The sequence below is a fragment of the Mycobacterium sp. G7A2 genome, assembly GCF_041902445.1.
Classification (GTDB): domain Bacteria; phylum Actinomycetota; class Actinomycetes; order Mycobacteriales; family Mycobacteriaceae; genus Mycobacterium.
In genome coordinates, this window is sequence record NZ_CP169251.1 from 2728328 (window position 1) to 2745332 (window position 17005).

The 17005-nt window shown below is 66.4% G+C and carries 16 protein-coding genes; 6 read left to right on the forward strand and 10 right to left on the reverse strand.

Translation table 11 applies throughout. The features are described from left to right. The 6 genes from ACEWX3_RS13140 to ACEWX3_RS13165 are packed head-to-tail and all read right to left on the reverse strand — an operon-like array spanning position 1 to position 6493. Positions 1-1458, reverse strand: a complete 1458-nt coding sequence (locus ACEWX3_RS13140; RefSeq protein ID WP_374159627.1) for a class I adenylate-forming enzyme family protein — start codon at positions 1456-1458, stop codon at positions 1-3. Then, the gene (locus tag ACEWX3_RS13145) at positions 1455-2333 is read right to left on the reverse strand and encodes an enoyl-CoA hydratase/isomerase family protein (RefSeq protein ID WP_374159628.1); all 879 of its coding nucleotides are present in this window, start codon (positions 2331-2333) and stop codon (positions 1455-1457) included. Before ACEWX3_RS13145 ends, ACEWX3_RS13140 begins: the two co-directional genes overlap by 4 nt. Continuing rightward, positions 2330-3142, reverse strand: a complete 813-nt coding sequence (locus tag ACEWX3_RS13150) for an enoyl-CoA hydratase/isomerase family protein (protein WP_374159629.1) — start codon at positions 3140-3142, stop codon at positions 2330-2332. Before ACEWX3_RS13150 ends, ACEWX3_RS13145 begins: the two co-directional genes overlap by 4 nt. After that, entirely contained in the window at positions 3139-4386 is a 1248-nt protein-coding gene (locus ACEWX3_RS13155; RefSeq protein ID WP_374159630.1) for an acyl-CoA dehydrogenase family protein, read from the reverse strand. Before ACEWX3_RS13155 ends, ACEWX3_RS13150 begins: the two co-directional genes overlap by 4 nt. A gap of 8 nt (positions 4387-4394) precedes the next feature. After that, on the reverse strand, positions 4395-5201 hold the full coding sequence (locus ACEWX3_RS13160) for an enoyl-CoA hydratase/isomerase family protein (RefSeq protein ID WP_374159631.1): 807 nt from the start codon (positions 5199-5201) through the stop codon (positions 4395-4397). 5 nt (positions 5202-5206) lie between these two features. Next, on the reverse strand, positions 5207-6493 hold the full coding sequence (locus tag ACEWX3_RS13165; RefSeq protein WP_374159632.1) for a hypothetical protein: 1287 nt from the start codon (positions 6491-6493) through the stop codon (positions 5207-5209). A 123-nt stretch (positions 6494-6616) separates the two neighbouring features. Between ACEWX3_RS13165 and ACEWX3_RS13170 the strand changes: the two genes are divergently transcribed. Continuing rightward, positions 6617-7435 (forward strand): enoyl-CoA hydratase/isomerase family protein, encoded by an 819-nt coding sequence (locus tag ACEWX3_RS13170; RefSeq protein WP_374159633.1) that lies wholly within the window; start codon positions 6617-6619, stop codon positions 7433-7435. A 44-nt stretch (positions 7436-7479) separates the two neighbouring features. Here ACEWX3_RS13170 and ACEWX3_RS13175 read toward each other — a convergent pair whose 3' ends face one another. After that, on the reverse strand, positions 7480-8373 hold the full coding sequence (locus ACEWX3_RS13175) for an SDR family NAD(P)-dependent oxidoreductase (RefSeq protein WP_374159634.1): 894 nt from the start codon (positions 8371-8373) through the stop codon (positions 7480-7482). 57 nt (positions 8374-8430) lie between these two features. Here ACEWX3_RS13175 and ACEWX3_RS13180 point away from each other — a divergent pair, with 57 nt between their 5' ends. Next, entirely contained in the window at positions 8431-10005 is a 1575-nt protein-coding gene (locus ACEWX3_RS13180; protein ID WP_374159635.1) for a class I adenylate-forming enzyme family protein, read from the forward strand. An 18-nt stretch (positions 10006-10023) separates the two neighbouring features. Here the strand turns inward: ACEWX3_RS13180 and ACEWX3_RS13185 are convergent, their stop codons facing one another. From ACEWX3_RS13185 to ACEWX3_RS13195, 3 genes are read right to left on the reverse strand one after another with little or no spacing between them, the layout of a single operon-like run. Then, a complete protein-coding gene (locus ACEWX3_RS13185) occupies positions 10024-11322 on the reverse strand; it encodes an amidohydrolase family protein (RefSeq protein ID WP_374159636.1) in 1299 nt (432 codons plus the stop codon). A gap of 43 nt (positions 11323-11365) precedes the next feature. Then, a complete protein-coding gene (locus tag ACEWX3_RS13190; RefSeq protein ID WP_374159637.1) occupies positions 11366-11785 on the reverse strand; it encodes a Zn-ribbon domain-containing OB-fold protein in 420 nt (139 codons plus the stop codon). Then, positions 11782-12930: an acetyl-CoA acetyltransferase gene (locus ACEWX3_RS13195; protein WP_374159638.1), complete on the reverse strand. Its 1149-nt coding sequence runs from the start codon at positions 12928-12930 to the stop codon at positions 11782-11784. Before ACEWX3_RS13195 ends, ACEWX3_RS13190 begins: the two co-directional genes overlap by 4 nt. A gap of 88 nt (positions 12931-13018) precedes the next feature. On the opposite strand from ACEWX3_RS13195, the gene ACEWX3_RS13200 reads away from it, so the two are divergent. The 4 genes from ACEWX3_RS13200 to ACEWX3_RS13215 all read left to right on the forward strand — a co-directional run bounded on the left by ACEWX3_RS13200 (position 13019) and on the right by ACEWX3_RS13215 (position 16923). Then, on the forward strand, positions 13019-13795 hold the full coding sequence (locus ACEWX3_RS13200; RefSeq protein ID WP_374159851.1) for an HpcH/HpaI aldolase/citrate lyase family protein: 777 nt from the start codon (positions 13019-13021) through the stop codon (positions 13793-13795). A 68-nt stretch (positions 13796-13863) separates the two neighbouring features. Next, positions 13864-14979: a TauD/TfdA family dioxygenase gene (locus tag ACEWX3_RS13205; RefSeq protein ID WP_374159639.1), complete on the forward strand. Its 1116-nt coding sequence runs from the start codon at positions 13864-13866 to the stop codon at positions 14977-14979. Then, on the forward strand, positions 14979-16070 hold the full coding sequence (locus ACEWX3_RS13210; RefSeq protein WP_374159640.1) for a hydroxyacid dehydrogenase: 1092 nt from the start codon (positions 14979-14981) through the stop codon (positions 16068-16070). The genes ACEWX3_RS13205 and ACEWX3_RS13210 overlap by 1 nt, the downstream gene beginning before the upstream one ends. Positions 16071-16089: 19 nt before the next feature. Next, positions 16090-16923, forward strand: coding sequence for an enoyl-CoA hydratase/isomerase family protein (locus tag ACEWX3_RS13215; protein WP_374159641.1), 834 nt, complete (start codon positions 16090-16092; stop codon positions 16921-16923). Positions 16924-17005 lie beyond the last annotated feature (82 nt).

Here is a 17005-nt window from a genome sequence, read left to right on the forward strand (position 1 = left end):
TCAGTCGCCGGCACCGGCGAGGGCGGCCAGTTCGCGCTTGACGACCTTGCCGACGTCGTTGCGCGGCAACCGATCGACGAAGACGATGCGCGTGGGGACGCGGTAGGGCGTCAAGTGTTCTCGGCACCAGGTCATCAGAGACTGCTCGGTCAGCGAGTCGTCGATCCGGGCGACGAACGCCCAGGGCACTTCGCCGAGGCGTTCGTCGGATACGCCGACCACCGCGGCCTCGCGTACCCCCTCGGCCGACATCAGGACGTCCTCGACGGTTCCCGGGAACACTTTGAGCCCGCCCCGATTGATCATGTCCGACACCCGGCCGTCGAGCCAGAGGAAGCCGTCGTCGTCGAACCAGCCGAGGTCACCGGTGTGGAACCACCCGTCGTCGGTCAGCCGGTCCAGAAATGCCGCGTCGATCTTGCGGGCGGCAGTGGTCGGGGTACGCACCATCACCTCGTCGTCGGCGATGCTGACGTCGATGCCGGGTAATGGCCGTCCCACCGAACCCAGCTTTGTCTCACCCCACTCGCGGGCGTCGGCAGCCGACCAGCCGACGACTTCGCCGCCGAGTTCGGTCTGCCCGTACGAGTTGAGCACGAGCACACCGAATTTGTCCCGGAACCTGGCTGCCTGAACCGGTGACAGCGGCGCGGTGATGGATCGCACGATCTTCAGCGGCGACAGGTCGGTGACCGCTTCGTCGTAGAGGACCATCGTCAGCGCCGCCGGGGGAAGCACCGTCGATCGCAACTGATGCCGCTTCACCAACACGGCGAAGTCAGTCGGAGCGAACCTGTCCATCAGAACGACGCCGGAACCGGCGCGGAACGCGAAGAGCACCTGATAGATGCCCGCCCACAACGACAATGACAGCGGCACCAGGTTGGGCATCGGTGCGCGCTTGGGCTTGCCGGTCTCAGGTTTGGCGCCGCGCAGCTTGGCCAGCAGGCGGTCGATCAGATCGAGAACCGTGGCGTGACGCAACGGCACGGGTTTGGGCGCGCCGGTGGTGCCAGACGTGAACTGCAACAGCGCGACATCTTCGTCGTACTGGCGGGGATCGTCGGGCGGTGAGCCCGACGACGAGCGTTCCCACACTCGTCCCGCTCCGGTCACCACGGGCAGTGTGTAACTGGAGAACCGTTGCGCAAGAGCGGGTGTCGTGATGACTGCGACTGGACGCAGGGTCGCGAGCTGGCTGGCAACCTCGCTGTCCGCGGCGCGCGGGTTCAGCGGCGTGTAGACACCACCGGCGTTCCAGGTTCCGAACAGCGCGGCCACCGTGACTGCGTCGTTCGGGAGCATTGCCGCCACCACCTGCCCGGTTCGCAGGCCGGCGTCGCTGAGCAGCTCGCCGACTCGGGCCGCATCGGCGGTCAGCTCATCGGCGGTGACATCACGGTGCAGAGTGTGTACGGCGATGGGCGGCAGGCCGGTGACGAGGTGCGCCAAGCTCACCGCTGTGTCCCTTCCCCGGTCGTTGCCTGGGCTTCGCCCGTCGGTCCACCGTTGCTGACCCCTGGTACGTCCAGGGGAAGCCAGTTCGGGGTCCGCTTGTCGGCGAAGGCACGCGGACCTTCGTCCTGGTCGGGATGCCCCCACACCGATGTCAGGTGTGTGGCACCCTCGCGGCACGCATCGGTGAGTCCATGTTCCAGAGCGCCCCAGAGCGCACGCTTGGTCGCCCGCATCGCGACGGGGGAGTTTCTGGCGATCTTCTCACCCAGCTCCTGGGCGACATCCCGCAATCGCTCGGGCGGATCGACGATCTGGCTGATCATGCCGAGTTCATAGGCACGCTGGGCGGTCAACCTCTCGTGGCTACCGACCAGCGCCATCCGCAATACCGCCTCAGCGGGCATCTTCCGCATCAACGCGATGGTCTCCAGCGCGCTGACCTGACCGATGGAGACATGCGGGTCGACGAACGTCGCATCTGAAGCGGCGATGACGATGTCGGCGTCGGCGACCCAGTGCAGACCGCCGCCCGCGCAGACACCGTTGACTGCGGTGATGACGGGTTTACCGACGCCGCAGTGCCACCCGGTCAGCTTCAGGTCGAGGGTGCGCATGGTTTCCTGGAACTGGTGGACCGCCTCGCCGTCGAGCTCACCGACATCTGCTCCGACCTGGAATGCCCGTCCGTTTCCGGTGTGCACGATGACCCGAACGTCGGGATCGGCGTCCAGTTCTGCCCAGGCTCTGGGGAATTCCTCACGCATCACGATGTCGTAGGCGTTGAGCTGGTCGGGGCGGTTGTTGATGATCCAGCCCACCGGACCGCGCCGCTGGACGACGAGCCGTCGGTAGGTCGTTCGTTCCTCCGTTGTCACAGTGCCTCCACCGTCGCCACGGGCTGCCAGTTCGGTTTCCGCTTCTCCAACCACGCCCGCGCGCCCTCGTCTTGATCGGGATGGCCTGCGAGCCGGTCGATCGCCGCCGCGGCCTCTTCACGTGCCGTGCTCAGACCGACCTCCAGCGATCGCCAGAGCGCCTTCTTGGTGGCGCGCAACGCCGTAGGGGAGTTTGCGGCGACGGCGGACGCGAGCGCGGTGGCCGCCGTCCGCAGATGTTCACCGGGAACGACTTCGGAGACGATGCCCAGCTCGTAGGCGCGTCGAGCCGAGATGCGTTCACCCTTTCCGCTCAACGTCATGCGGGTGATCGCCTCCATTGGTGACTTGCGCAGCAGCGTGATGGCCTCGTAGGCGACTGCCTGTCCGACCGATACGTGCGGATCGACGAACGACGCCTCCTCGGCGGCGATCACGATGTCGGCATCGGCCACCAGGTGCAGTCCACCGCCTGCGCACACGCCGTTGACCGCCGCGATCACCGGCTTCCACACCTCGCAGTGCCAGGAGGAGATCTTGAGCTCAGCGTCACGGGTCCGGCGGGAATGCCTGCGCATGGCGCCTTTGTCGCGCGCGACTTGCACGACGTCCATGCCGGTACAGAACGATCGGCCGTTCGCGGTGTTCACGATGACACGGACCTGCGGGTCGGCGACCAGCTCGGCCCACGCCGACTCGAGCTCGTCGAGCATTGTCGCGTCGAAAGCATTGCCGGCCTCCGGCCGGTCGAGTATGAGCCAGCCGATGCCGTCGGACCGTTCGACAATCAGTCGCTCGTAAGCACTCACGAGCGGGGGATGTCCTTCCAGGGCTTACCTTTGAACGGATCAGGCTCTTTGGGCAGACCGAGCACCCGCTCACCCAGGATGTTCTTGTTGATATCGGTGGTGCCCCCCTCCGTGCTGTTGGCGAGGCTGCGCATCCACCCCTGGACCTCACGCGGCAGCGCGTCGCTGTCCTCGCCGGCTGGCCAGGCGAGAGCGTCGGTGCCCACCAGGTCGACCATCAGATCCTGGATCTGCTGGTTCAGCGTGGCCTGGTGCACCTTGCCGATCGACGACGCCGCGCCCGGTGACTGGCCGGCCGAGAGTGCGGCGCGCACCCGCGCGTTGGTCCATCCGCGGATCTGCTCCTGGGCCCAGAGGCGCATGACTTTTGCGCGCACGACGGGATCGGACCATCGGCCCGTGTCCTGGGCGAGGGTGATCAGGCGCTCGGCGCTGGAGCCGCCGAGTCGGCCCATACCACCGGACCCGGATCCCGAGACCATCTGGCGCTCGCTGGACAGCGTCGAGGCGCTGACCCGCCAGCCGTCGTTGAGTTCGCCGACCCGGTGGGCGTCGGGGACCCGGGCGCCGTCGAGGAACACCTCGTTGAACTCGCGTTCGCCGGTGATCTGGCGCAGCGGACGCACCTCGACTCCCGGTTGGTGCATATCGAGCAGGAAGTAGGTGATGCCCTTGTGCTTCGGTTGATCGGGATCCGTTCGTGCCAGCAGGATTGCGAAGTCAGCCTCGTCGGCCCACGTGGTCCAGACCTTCTGACCGGACACCACCCAGTTCTCGCCGTCCCGCGCGGCTTTCGTGGCCAGCGACGCGAGGTCCGATCCGGCACCAGGTTCGCTGAACAGCTGGCACCACTTCTCCTCGTTGCGCACGATCGGCGGCAGGAAGCGCAACCGCTGCTCTTCGGTGCCGTGTGAGAACAGCGCGGCTGCCGCGTTGTTCAGACCGAGTGGATTCAGTCGCGTCAGTCGCAGCGGAGCAAGCACGGCGTCGATGGCACGGGCGACGTCGTTGCCGACGTCGAGACCGCCGTGGTCCCGACGCCAGGTCGGCACCACCAGACCCGACTCGGCAAATGTCGGATACCAACGCTGGTATTCCTCGTGGCTGCGGGCGGCGCGCAGCGCCTGCGGTCCGACAGCAGCGGCTTCACGCCACCGGTCCGGCACCTCGGCAGCCACCCATTGCTCGACGACGTCGACCGCGTCGGCGGCACTGGTGGTTTCCGAGATCGGCAATCTGGTCATCGTCCCCACTAACGGCCCGTGAATTCTGCATTCCGCTTGTCCCGGAAGGCCCGCAGGCCTTCTTTGAAGTCATCACTGCGGCTGGAAAGTTCGAGCGCCATGGCCTCGTTCTGCAGGTGCCGGTCCAAATCGAGACCGTTTCCGGACTGCAGCAGCCACTTCGTCAAGCCGAGCGCGACGGTGGGAGACGCCGCCAGACGGGTGACGAGGTGCTCTGCGGCAGCGTCGAGGTCACCGTCGGGATGGGCGCCGTGGATGACGCCCCACTCGGCGGCGGTGGCGCCGGAGAGCTCTTCTCCCAACATCAGCAGCTGCCGGGTGCGCACCAGCCCGATCAGTCGAGGCAGCAGCCAGGCCGCACCGCTGTCCGGAGTGAAGCCGCGGGCCATGAAGGGCTCCCAGAATCGGGCGTCCTGCGCCGCGACGCAGAAGTCGGCGGCCATCGCGATGTGGAATCCCAGCCCGGCTGCCCACCCGCGGACCACCGCGACGATCGGAACCTGGGTCTCGAGCAGCAGCGGGATCAGCCTGTTGGCCTTGTTGGGCAGCCGGCGCTGCGTGCTGCCCACCCGTGGCTTGCGCTCAGAATGCGCGTTGTTGGCGACGAGGTCCGAGCCCGCGCAGAAGTCCGGTCCGCGGGCATCGATGCGGATGACTCGGACGGACTCATCGGTCCCGGCGGCGGCGAGGTGACCGATCATCGCGTCGAGCATCTCGTCGTTGACCGCATTGCGCCGGTCGGCCCGATCGAGGGTCAGGGCCAGCACGGGGCCGTGCTGCTCCGCCGACAGACCGGGCACGCTGGGGTAGGCCATCGGCGTCAGCGTCCGGCGAACTGTGCCGACACCGCGGTCAGCAGCTCGGACAGGTCGGAGGCGCCGCCGGGCGGGTCGGGCAGCCGGACCGGCCCGCGCTCGCGACTGGGCAGCAGTATCGACGCACGGCCGGGCGCCGTCACCTGTCCGCGGTGACTTGTTGCGGCCAGCTCGAGATCGACTGCCGGGCGGTCGCCGTCGGCCAGGTACTTGCGCACCACGGTTCCGGTGATGGTGTGCAGATCTCCGACATAGTTGAAGAGCCGGAACTCGCAGTCGAGCTTCCACAGCCAGGCGTCGTCGCCCATCCAGTCCGTGCACAGGTGGATCAGCCACGTCTCCCGCATCCGGCCGTAGTCGAACGTGGTGGGGTTGCCGGCGTTACGCGCCGCGCCGGGCTCCCAGTGCACCCGTTGTTGAACGTCGGGTACGCCGTGCTCGTTGGGGGTGTAGAAACGCGGGATCCGCTGCCGGTTGCGCCAGGCCAGCGCCAGCGGGCGGACCCCGTACATCCCGGTGCCCATCCCGACGTGCCAGCAGACCATGTCGGTGACCGTCAACGGGCCCTTGGTCAGCGGACCCACCGCGTCACCTTCGCCGACGTCCTCCCACCATCGTGGCTCGGCGCCACGAGGTGCCTCGCGTGCATACCGCTCGTCGATCTCAGCGATCTCGTCTTCGCTCCACGTCTTCAGTTCGACGTCGTCGTACTTCTTCGCCCCGCGGGCCTTGCTCCGCTCGGTGCGGATCATGTTGCGGTACTGACCGCCGAGTATCACGCCTTCGTCGTCGCGGAAGACCTGCGCCGACCATTCGTGGACGGCGCGGCCGGCGAACTCGCTGCTCTTGTCCAGCGCCGCGACCAACGCGTTGCGGCGGAACACCCGGTGATTGGCGCGCAACGGCGCCCACCACTCGCGCGACGACGATGCATAGAAGGCGTGGACCCCGCGCAGCGGATCACCTTTGGTGAGGGCCCGGTCCTCGTCGGAGAGCGCGGTGACCTCGTCTTCGCCGATGAGGGTGTCACCACCGACGAGGGCGGGCGGGGCCACCGATTCACCCCAGACGGACTTGGCGGCGTACTCGGGATCGCACCAGAGCGGATTGGCATCGCCGTAGCTCTCGGCCACATGCCGGAAGCTGTCCTCGTTGGGCCGGAAGTAATGCGGCGGCCGGGTGTGCGGTACTGCGATGCCGATGGTGGCACGAAGACGGGCCAGTCCTTCCTCGGTGATCCGGCCGGTCTCAGGAGGCGATGCAGGAGGGGGTGGGGAAGAGGGTTGAGTCATTCAGCGCCTCCTCGTCGTGGCCCGCGTTATCGTCGGCATGGTTGCGGAAATTAAGATACCCGAAAAACGGAAATGCCGTTAACGCGGGGCGGCGACACCCGTTGAGGCAGAGCGGAGCAGCTGATGACAGACCCAACCGGGATCGAGGTGGAGCGCGTTGACGCAGGCTTGCTGCGAATCACGATCAATCGTGCTGGTGTAGGAAATTCGTTGTCGCCCAATGCGCGTGATGCTCTGACCGCGGCGTTTCTCGACGCTCACTCGGATCACGAAGTTCGGGCAGTGCTGCTCACGGCGGCCGGTTCGCGTCATTTCTGCGCCGGGGCAGGGTTACCCGCCAAAGCCGACAACCCGGTGCCCCAAGCGCTCGCCGAGAAGCGGCCGGGCGACATTGCCCGGATGCTGTCCGAGGGGTGGCAGCGACTGGTGGCGTCGGTGCTGGACTGCGACAAACCGGTGGTGGCCGCCGTCAACGGTGTCGCGGTCGGCGCAGGCGCGAGCCTGGTTTTGGCGTGCGATCTGGTGGTGATGTCGTCGGAGGCCACGCTCATCGAGGCGTTCGTCCACCGAGGAATCCTGCCCGACTCCGGCGCCATCCATCTCCTCACCCGCATCGTCGGACTGCGTACGGCCGCCGAGTTGCTCATGCTGGGCGAACCGGTCGACGCCGCATCGTGTCAACGCCTCGGGCTGGTGAACAAGGTCGTCGCACCTGAGGCGGTCCTCAGCACCGCCGAGGAGCTGGGCCGCCGACTGGCGGCGGGTCCGACGGTGATGCTGTCGCTCACCAAGCGGTTGCTGGCAGTGTCCTCGGAATCCAGCCGGGACCGCGCGTTCGAGCAGGAGGCGTGGGCCGCCGAGCTGATCTCGCATACTCGCGATCTGCAGGAAGGGTTGCGCGCTTTCGCCGAGCGGCGGTCACCGATTTTCGAGGGCCGCTGAGGCGGTCACCGAATTTTCGAGGGTCGCTGAGACGGCCCGTCAGATCAGACGGTCGTCGGCCCGCCGCGGATGGTGAAGCTGGTCGGGTCGTCGATCTCGTCGATCGACGCAGCCACCGATTCCGCTGTCAGATCGACATTCTGGACGCCGTCGGTCACGCCGATGAAGACTCTCGAGACCTTGCCCGCCCCGACCGAGTAGATGTGTGCGGTGCGGTCACAGTCGCGATGTGCGAGGTACACCACGACGGGCGTGACGAGCTCGGGATCCATCGCCTTACCGGCTTCGCCCATGATGTCCTCGGTCATCCGGGTCCGCGCGATGGGCGCGATGGCGTTGACGGTGATGCCGTTGCGGGCACCTTCGATGGCGAGGACGTGCATCATCCCGACCAGTCCCATTTTCGCCGCACCGTAGTTGGCCTGCCCGAAGTTACCGAACAGGCCCGTACCCGAGGTGGTCTGGATGATCCGGCCGTAGTTCTGCTCGCGCATGATCGGCCACACCGCCCGGGTCACGTTGAAGGCGCCGGTCAAGTGGACTGCGATCACGGCGTCCACTTGGTCGGCTGTCATGTTCTTGAAGGCGGCGTCCCGCAGGATTCCGGCGTTGTTCACCAGGATGTCCACCTGACCGTAGGCCTCTTTGGCGGCGGCCACGATCGCGGCGCCGCCGGCTTCCGTTGACACGGAGTCACCGTTGGCCATCGCAGTGCCTCCGGCAGCGGTGATCTCGTCGACCACGGCCTGTGCCGCTGACATCGAGCCCCCGCTGCCGTCGACGGCGCTACCGAGGTCGTTGACCACGACCCGGGCGCCGCGTCTGGCGAGTTCGAGTGCATGACAGCGGCCGAGCCCACGTCCGGCTCCGGTGACGATAGCCACCTGGTTGTCGAAGGTCAGCACCGGTTCCGAGGACGAGCTCTGCAGTGAAGGCATGGTTGAGAGGTTACATTTACTTGGAACGAGAACACTCATTTGCAACGGAGGTTGACCATGACCAGCCCGACGGAGCTGCTGGGAACCGCATGCCGCCGTGCCGAATCGCTGCGCGATCGATACCGGGCTGCCGGGTTCTGGTCGGCGCAGCCCCTCGATGTGGTCCGGGCAGCTGCGGGTACCCATCCCGACCTCTTGGCGGTGAAGGACCGGCACACAGAACTCTCCTTCGCCGAGCTCGACGGCAGAGTCGATGTGGCCGCGGCGGCGATGAGCGAGGCAGGAGTGACGGCATCGGCTCCCGTCGTGCTCGTGGTGGGCAATGATGTCGATTCGCTGGTGGCGATTCACGCGGCCCTGCGTATCGACGTAGTCGTGCTGCTGATTCCCCGCAGTGCCGGCGCCGCGCAGGTGGCCGACATCGCGGACCGCACACAGGCTCGTTTCGGCGTCGCACCGAACTGGGCTGACGCCAACACCGGCGAGCTGTCCGAGGCGCTCTGCTGGGTCGACCCGGGACAGGCCGCGGACACACCGCCGACTGTGACGGCACACCCGGTGCGTGCGGCAGACGAGCCCTCGTTCGTCCTGTTCACCTCGGGGACGACGTCGGCGCCCAAGGGGGTCGTGCACTCGCTGAGTACGTTGACGAAGGCATCGTCGAACTACATCGCTGCGGCCGGCCTGACGGGTGATGACCGGATCTTCCTCATCAGCCCGCTGGCCTCGGTCACCGGCGTGCTCCAAGCGGTCTTCATCGGCCCGATGATCGCGGCCCCCGTCGTGCTGGAGGACCGATGGGACCCGGCCTCGACGTGCGACCTGCTGCTGGAATCCGGCGCCACGTGGTACGGCGGACCCGACAGGCTGCTGGACAGGCTGCTCGACGAGGCCGTCGCACGCGGCGCCGCGGTGCCGTTGCGTGCGGTGTATCTGGGCGGGACGATGTTGGACCGGCGCATCGTCGAGCGTATCGAGGACGACTTCGGGATCGTCGTGATGCGGGCCTACGGCTCGTCGGAGGTGCCGGTCAGCACCTCAGGGCAACGGGGGGAGCCACGTGAGGTCCGGCATGCCGATGACGGGGTCGCCCTGGCGGATGTCGAGGTGAAGGTCGGCTCGTTCGAAGAGCCGACCGAGTGCTGTCTGCGGGGCCCGCACACATTCCTGGGATACACCGGCGGTGAGGGTGACGGGCCGGCGTTCGACGGGGACTGGTTTCGCACCGGAGACGTCGCCGAGCTGACCGACGGCCGCGTTCGTATCGTCGGCCGCATCAAGGACATCGTGATCCGCAACGGCTTGAAGATCCCGACCGCCGAGGTCGAAGAGGCCGTGGTGCGGATCGACGGAGTCAAGGAGTGCGCGGCGTATTCGGTCGCCGATGCCGTCACCGGCGAGCGGTTGGCAGTGGCCGTCCTGCTCGACGCAGGCGCCGAACTCTCGCTGACCGACGTCGCCGATGTGCTGCTGTCGGCCGGTCTGCCGAAGTACAAGCTGCCCGAAGAGTTGGTGTTCTGGGATGGGCCGTTGCCGCTGAACGCGAACGGCAAGGTGGAACGCAACACCCTGGACGCCCGCTCCCACGGGCGGCCCAGGGTGCTTGCGGATCGGCTGGTCGCCGCGACCTGACGCCGCGGCGGATCCGATCTACTTGCCGCTGACGTTCACCGTCGCCTTGCTCATCTGGGACTGCCAGTCCGAGGATCCGGCGCTGTGCTCGCGCTTCGACAGCGCCTGCACCGAAACATCGTGGCCCTCGGCGGCTTTGCGCAACGCACCGACGGTAGCCTGCTCACGCGTGATGTGGCTGAACGGATCCCAGTGATACCAACGCATCGCGTTCTCGAAGGTCATCTTGTTGATCTCGTCGTCGGGCACGTTGTTGGCTTCGAGAACCTCGGAAAGCTGCTCGGGCGCCCCCGGCCACATCGAGTCGCTGTGGGGGTAATCGGCCTCCCAGCAGATGTTGTCGATACCGATCTGGTTTCGCAGCTCGACTCCGACCGGATCGGAGATGAAGCAGGTCAGGAAGTGGTCGCGGAACACCTCCGAGGGCTTCTTACCGCCGAAGTCCTGGCCGGTCCACGTCGAGTGCATCTCGTAGGTGCGGTCGACGCGGTCGAGGAAGTAGGGAATCCAGCCGGTGCCGCCCTCGGACAGCGCGATCTTGAGGTCCGGGTAGGCCTTGATGGGCTTGGACCACAACAGGTCGGCGGCGGCCTGGACGATGTTCATCGGCTGCAGCGTGATCATGACGTCCATCGGTGCGTCGGGGGCGGTGATCGCCAGGCGACCGGATGAGCCGATGTGCACGTTGAGCACGGTGTCGGTGTCGACCAGCGCGTCCCACATCGGTTTCCAGTACTCGAGATCGTGGAAGCTGGGATAGCCCATCGCCGAGGGATTCTCGGTGAATGTCAAGCTGTGCACCCCGCGGGCGGCGTTGCGCCGGATCTCCTTGGCGCATTCCTCGGCGTCCCAGATCACCGGCAGCGTCATCGGGATGAACCGCGCCGGATATGCCCCGCACCACTCCTCGACGTGCCAGTCGTTGTAGGCCTTCACCAGCGCGAGGGAGAATTCGCGGTCTTCGGTGGCGAACAGCCGGCCGGCGAAACCGGGGAACGACGGGAAACACATCGATCCGAGGATGCCGCCGGCGTTCATGTCCATCACCCGCTCGTCGACCTTGTAACAGCCTGGGCGGATCTCGTCGAGCCCCTGGGGCTCCAGGCCGTACTCCTCCTTGGGGCGGCCGGCGACGGCGTTCAACGCCACGTTCGGAATGACGACGTCACGGAACTGCCAGGTGTCGCTGCCGTCTTCGTTGTGGACCAGCCGCGGGGCCTCGTCCAGGTACTTCTTGGGTAGATGGTTCTTGAACATATCCGGTGGCTCGACGATGTGGTCGTCGACGCTCACCAGGATCATGTCGTCTTTGTTCATCGGTGTTCCTCTCACCTCGGGGACTCGTGCATCTCGGCGGAAACTAGGTTGACTCGGGTCGAAAGACGGGAACGACGAAGCCGTCGTCATCGGTCCGGAAGTCGACGAGCAAGGGCAGGTCGGCACGCAGCTGATCGACCGGGCACTGTTCGATCACGGTCATCAGTCGCGGCCCCTCGTCCAGATCGACCATCGCGACGATGTAGGGAACCTGCGCGTCGAACGGGGGAGCGTTCTGATGCACGACCGTCCAGGTGTACAGGCGTGCGCGCCCGCTGGCCCGCTGCAGGGCGACGTCGTCGCTCCAGCAGTGCGGACAGAAGGGCCGGACGTACAACGAAGTGCGACCGCAGGATCCGCAAGCGTTGACGAACAACTGCCGGCTCTGGGTGGCTGCCCACCACTGCTCGGTCTCGGGGTCGGTGGTTGGACGGTGGGGACCCGTCCAGGCGCCGGCGGTCACCGGTCCCTGCCCAGGATCATCGTGGCGCTGTGACTGAAGAAGCCACCCATCGCGTGCACGCAGGCCAACTCGGCGCCGTCGACCTGTCTGGCACCCGATTCCCCCCGCAACTGCCGGACGGCTTCGACCAGCAGGAACATGCCTCGCATCCCCGGGTGACACGAGGCCAGCCCGCCGCCGTCGGTGTTGGTGGGCAGAGTGCCGCCAGGCCGCAACGCCCCCGACTGGATGAACTTTCCGCCTTCGCCCTTGGCGCAGAAGCCGAGGTCTTCCAGCGTCAGCAGCACGGTGGCGGTGAACGAGTCGTAGAGCTGACAGACGTCGATGTCGGCCGGGCTCACGCCGGCCTGGGCGAATGCGCGCGGTCCGGAGATGGCTGCGGCAGAGGTGGTGAAGTCGCCCCATTCGCTCATGCTGACGTGGGACGTAGCGTCGGCGGCCCCGAGAATCCACACGGGGTCCTTCGCGCAGTTCCGCGCCACATCCTCGTTGGCGAGCACGATGGCACCACCACCGTCGGTCCTAAGACAAACGTGCTTGGCAGTGAAGGGATCGGCAAGCATCGGCGCGGCAGCGACGTCGGCCACCGTGATGCGGTCACGCTCGAACGCGGTGTCGTTCATCGCGGACCATTCGTGGGCGGCGACTGCCACCTCGGCGAGCTGCTCGACCGTGGTGCCGTATTCGATCATGTGCCGCCGCGCCGCCATCGCGTACTTGGCGATCAGCGTCGCTCCGTAGGGCGCTTCGAACTGCATCGCTGCACCGGTGCTCAGTGCCGCCGCTGAGGCCCGGGTGCGGCGCTTGACATCCGAGCGGGCGGTGGACCCGTAGGTCAGCAGGACCACGTCGGCATGTCCCGCGGCGATCGCATCGGCCGCGTGCCGCGCCATCACCTCCCACGACGAGCCGCCGACATTGGTGGCGTCGACCCAGGTGGGTCGCAGCCCCAGATACTCGCTGACCTCGATCGGTGGGAGTAGGGAGCCGTGACCGCCGAAGCCGTCGATATCGTCTTTGGACAGCCCGGCGTCGGCGACCGCACGCTGGGCGGCCTGCGCCATGAGGCCCATCGCCGTCTTGTCGGGCACACGGCCGCACTCCGACAAACCGGCCCCCACGATCGCTACGAGGTTCGGTGGCATACCTCATGTTAATCACATCGGTAACGACTCTTTCCATAAGGTGGAATGAGCGTTCTCGTTCGGCTACCGTGAGCGGGTGTATGGTTCGATGCGGGACGCGCTCCGCGGCGACGCGCTGGTGTTGTGCCTGGCATTGATGAACTCACGCACACCCGACGTACCGGCCATCGCTGCGGCCGCCGGATACGACGCAATCTACGTCGACCTCGAACACACTGCGACCTCCCTGGAGACGGCGGCGATGTTGTGCGCGAGTGCGATCGGGGCGGGCATCTCGGCGTTGATCCGGGTACCGTCGCACGACCACAGCGTGATCGCTCGCGCGCTGGACTGTGGAGCGTCAGGAATCATTGTGCCCCATGTCAACTCAGCTGATGAGGCGCGAGGTGTCGTCGAGGCTGCCCGATTTCCACCGGTCGGTCATCGCTCCATTTCCGGCCCCAACGCGCTCAGCGGATTCACCGCCCGCTCGGCCGTCCAACTGACCGAAGTCCTCGAGCAGCGCACGGTCGTCGCCGTCATGGTCGAGACCCCGCAAGCGGTGCGCGACATCGACGTGATCGCAGCCGTCGAGGGCATCGACATGGTGCTCATCGGCGTCAGCGATCTGACCGCCGAGATGGGAATCCATGGCCAGTATGAGAATGATCGTTTCCGCCATGCAGTAGACTCCGTGGCAGCGGCATGTCGCACCCACGGTGTAGCGCTGGGAGTGGCGGGGATCAAGTCCCTCGAGCTGCTGAAATGGCTCGCGGGCCTCGGCTTGCGATTCATCTCGGCAGGCACCGACGTCGGAATGATGACGGAGGCGGCCACGGCCAGGGCGCAGGCGCTCCGGGGGCTCGACGGTTCCGCGACGGCCTGACCACGCTTTCGACCCTTTCGACCGAGATCACCGACAGAACCGAAGTTCCGCCGACAACAGGAGGACGGATGCCCACCGCGATCTACACCGAACCCGTGACCGACGCGATGTCATGGACCGGGGCTGATTTCACCAGCAAGGAGGATTTCGCCTTCGATCTGTCTGCGCGCAACGTCGCAGCGTTGGAGTCGATCCTGGCCACGACGGCGAAGAAGGATCGCGACGACATCACGCTCGATGACGTGCACCATCCCGATCTGGACGACGATCTGGCGCGGCTCTACCAGGATCTGATGTTCGGCAAGGGGTTGGCGTGTGTGCGCGGTTTCCCGGTCGAGCAGCACTCGATCGAGGATCTCGAGCGCATCTACTGGGCGTTCTGCTGGCATCTCGGCTACCCGGTGTCCAACAACTCGTTCGGGCACCGTCTGGTGCGGGTTCAGGAGGAGATCCTGCCCGACGGCGTGCAACCCGCCCGCGGCACCAAGTCCCGCGCTGAGCTCGCGATGCACAACGATGCCGCCGACATCCTGTCGCTGCTGTGCGTCTACCCGGCGTTCGAGGGCGGGGAGAGCCAGTTCGCCAGCGGACCCGCCGCCCACAACCGGATTCTGGCCGAGCGCCCGGACTTGCTCGAAGTCCTCTATCAGGGCTTCCCGCATCACCGCCGCAGTGAACAACCCGACGACCAGCCGGATGTCACTCCGTATGACGTGCCGGTGTTCTCGCAGATCGACGGACGCATCTGCATCAACTTCACCTACAGCAGCATCCTGCCGGCCATGAAGACCCTCGGTCGCGACTTCACCCCGATCCAGGAAGAGGCGATCGAGCTGTTGCGCACCGTTCTGGTGGAGCAGCAGGTCGAGTTCCGGCTGGAGTCCGGCGAGGCGGCCGTGGCCAACAACTTCGCGATGTGTCATTCCCGGTCCGACTTCGTCAGCAGCAACGATCCGAAGAAGGCGCGTTGCTTCCTGCGGGCGTGGATGGAGGTGCCTCGCTCGGATCGTCGGTTACCGCTGGGCCGGGAGTACTTCCACATGGAGAACAAGGATCTACGGCTCGGTTATGACGTCGTCCCCGGCCGGGACGGTGCGATAGCGCGCAACGACTACAAGAACGTCGACGCGGAGCTGGCCCAGATGTTCAGGGCAGCCCAGGCAAAGCCCAAGCCGAAGAACTGATGACCACACCCCCGCGTCCGCGGTTGGTGTACGAGCGCTGGACCGACCCGGTCGCCGGAGAAATTCTGGAACTCTCCGACATCGACGTCGTCAAGCTCGACCTGACTGCGCCGGAGGAGCAGTCCTGGGCGGCACTCGAATCTGCCCACGGCTACCAGGTGGCCACCCGCACCGACGTCGCGGATGTCACCGGTGGCGCGCAGTGGCTGGCGGGACCGGCGCTGATCGAACGGTGTCAGCAGCTCCTGGCGGTGTGCTCTGCGGGAGCGGGTTACGACGTGATCGATGTCGAGGCGTGCACCCGTGCCGGGATTGCGGTGTGCAACAACTCCGGCCCCGGTGCCGAAGCTGTCGCCGAACATGCACTGGGTTTCATGCTCGACCTGGCGAAGAAGATCACCGCGGCAGACCGGGCGCTGCGCGGTGGTCCGCTCGGCAACCGCCTGCTGTTGCAGGGCAGCCAGCTCCTCGGCAAGACCCTCGGCGTCGTCGGACTCGGAGCCATCGGCGGTCGCTTGGTGGAGCTGTGTGCCCCGTTCGGCATGGAGGTACTGGTCTTCGATCCGTACCTCGACGAGGTGTCCGCGGACGCCCGTGGGGTGCGCCGCGTGACTCTCGCCGAGCTTGTCGAGCTTTCCGACTTCGTGCAGGTGACCTGCCCGTTGACCGCCGAGACGCGAGGACTGATCGGGGCGGAGCAGTTCGCCGCGATGAAGCCGACCGCATTCTTCATCACGACGGCTCGCGGGCCGGTGCACGACGAAGACGCGCTGCGGCAGGCGCTGGAGACCGGCGCGATCGCAGGTGCCGGCCTCGACGTCTTCCACGAGGAGCCGCCTCGGCAGGACAATCCCCTGCTGCAGCTCGAGAATGTGGTCGCGACGCCACACACCGCCGGTATCACGGTGGAAGCGGCGCGGGACATCGCTGTCGCGACCGCGCAACAATGGCAGACCCTGTTCGCGGGCCTTCGCCCCGAGCGGTTGTTGAACCCGGAGGTGTGGCCGCACTACTGCGACAGGTTTCAGGACATTCTCGGGGTCCGTCCGACATCGATCAGCCACGAGGGCTTGACGGAGGCGCACACATGAGCGGCAGGGACGGAGTGTAGTGGACAGTGTAGGGAACTACGACACCATCGATTTCGAGGTTCGCGGGCACACGGCGTGCGTGACTCTCAACAGGCCGGAGGTGCTCAACGCGATCAACGACGAGATGATCGCCGAGCTCGCCGACGTCTATGCCGAAATCGAACGCTCCCAGGCGATCTGGACTGCCATCATCACCGGAGCGGGTCGAGCACTGTGCGTGGGTGCCGACGTCAACAAAGCCGCTGACCACGACATGGACAACGCTGCGGGAATCGACAACCAGGGCGAGCCGATCCTGAGTTCTCTGCGGCAGTGGGACGCTCCGCAGGAGGCCACCCCACCCTGGCTGCAGATGACCAAACCCATCGTCTGCGCGGTCAACGGGATCGCGTGCGGCGCCGGCATGGATCTCGTCACCACCGCCGATATCACGGTGGCTTCGGAGCACGCGTCGTTGATGGATCCTCATGTCAGCATCGGCGTCACCTCGGGTCGTGAGGCGGTCAGGCTCGCCAGGATTCTGCCGCTGCCGGTAGCGATGCGCCTGGTGCTCATGGGCAAGCACGAGCGGCTCGACGCGCAGCGCGCCTTCGATCTCGGCGTCTTCACCGAAGTCGTCCCGCACGACTCTCTGATGGACCGCGCGTGGGAGATCGCCGAGGTCATCAACTCGAATGCGCCGCTCGCGGTGCGTGGTTCGCGGATGGCCGTGCGCAAGGGCCTCACCCTTCCGATCTACGAAGCCGAACTACTCGCCGAGAACTACCGCATGAAGGTGGCGCTCACCAAGGATGCGATCGAAGGTCCGCGAGCATTCTTGGACAAGCGTGAACCGCAGTGGAAAGCGCACTGACCGCGCGGCTACGCGACGAGTCGGGATCGTCGAGACGATAATCGACATGCACGTGTAGGTAGATCGACCATTCTCGGTTGCG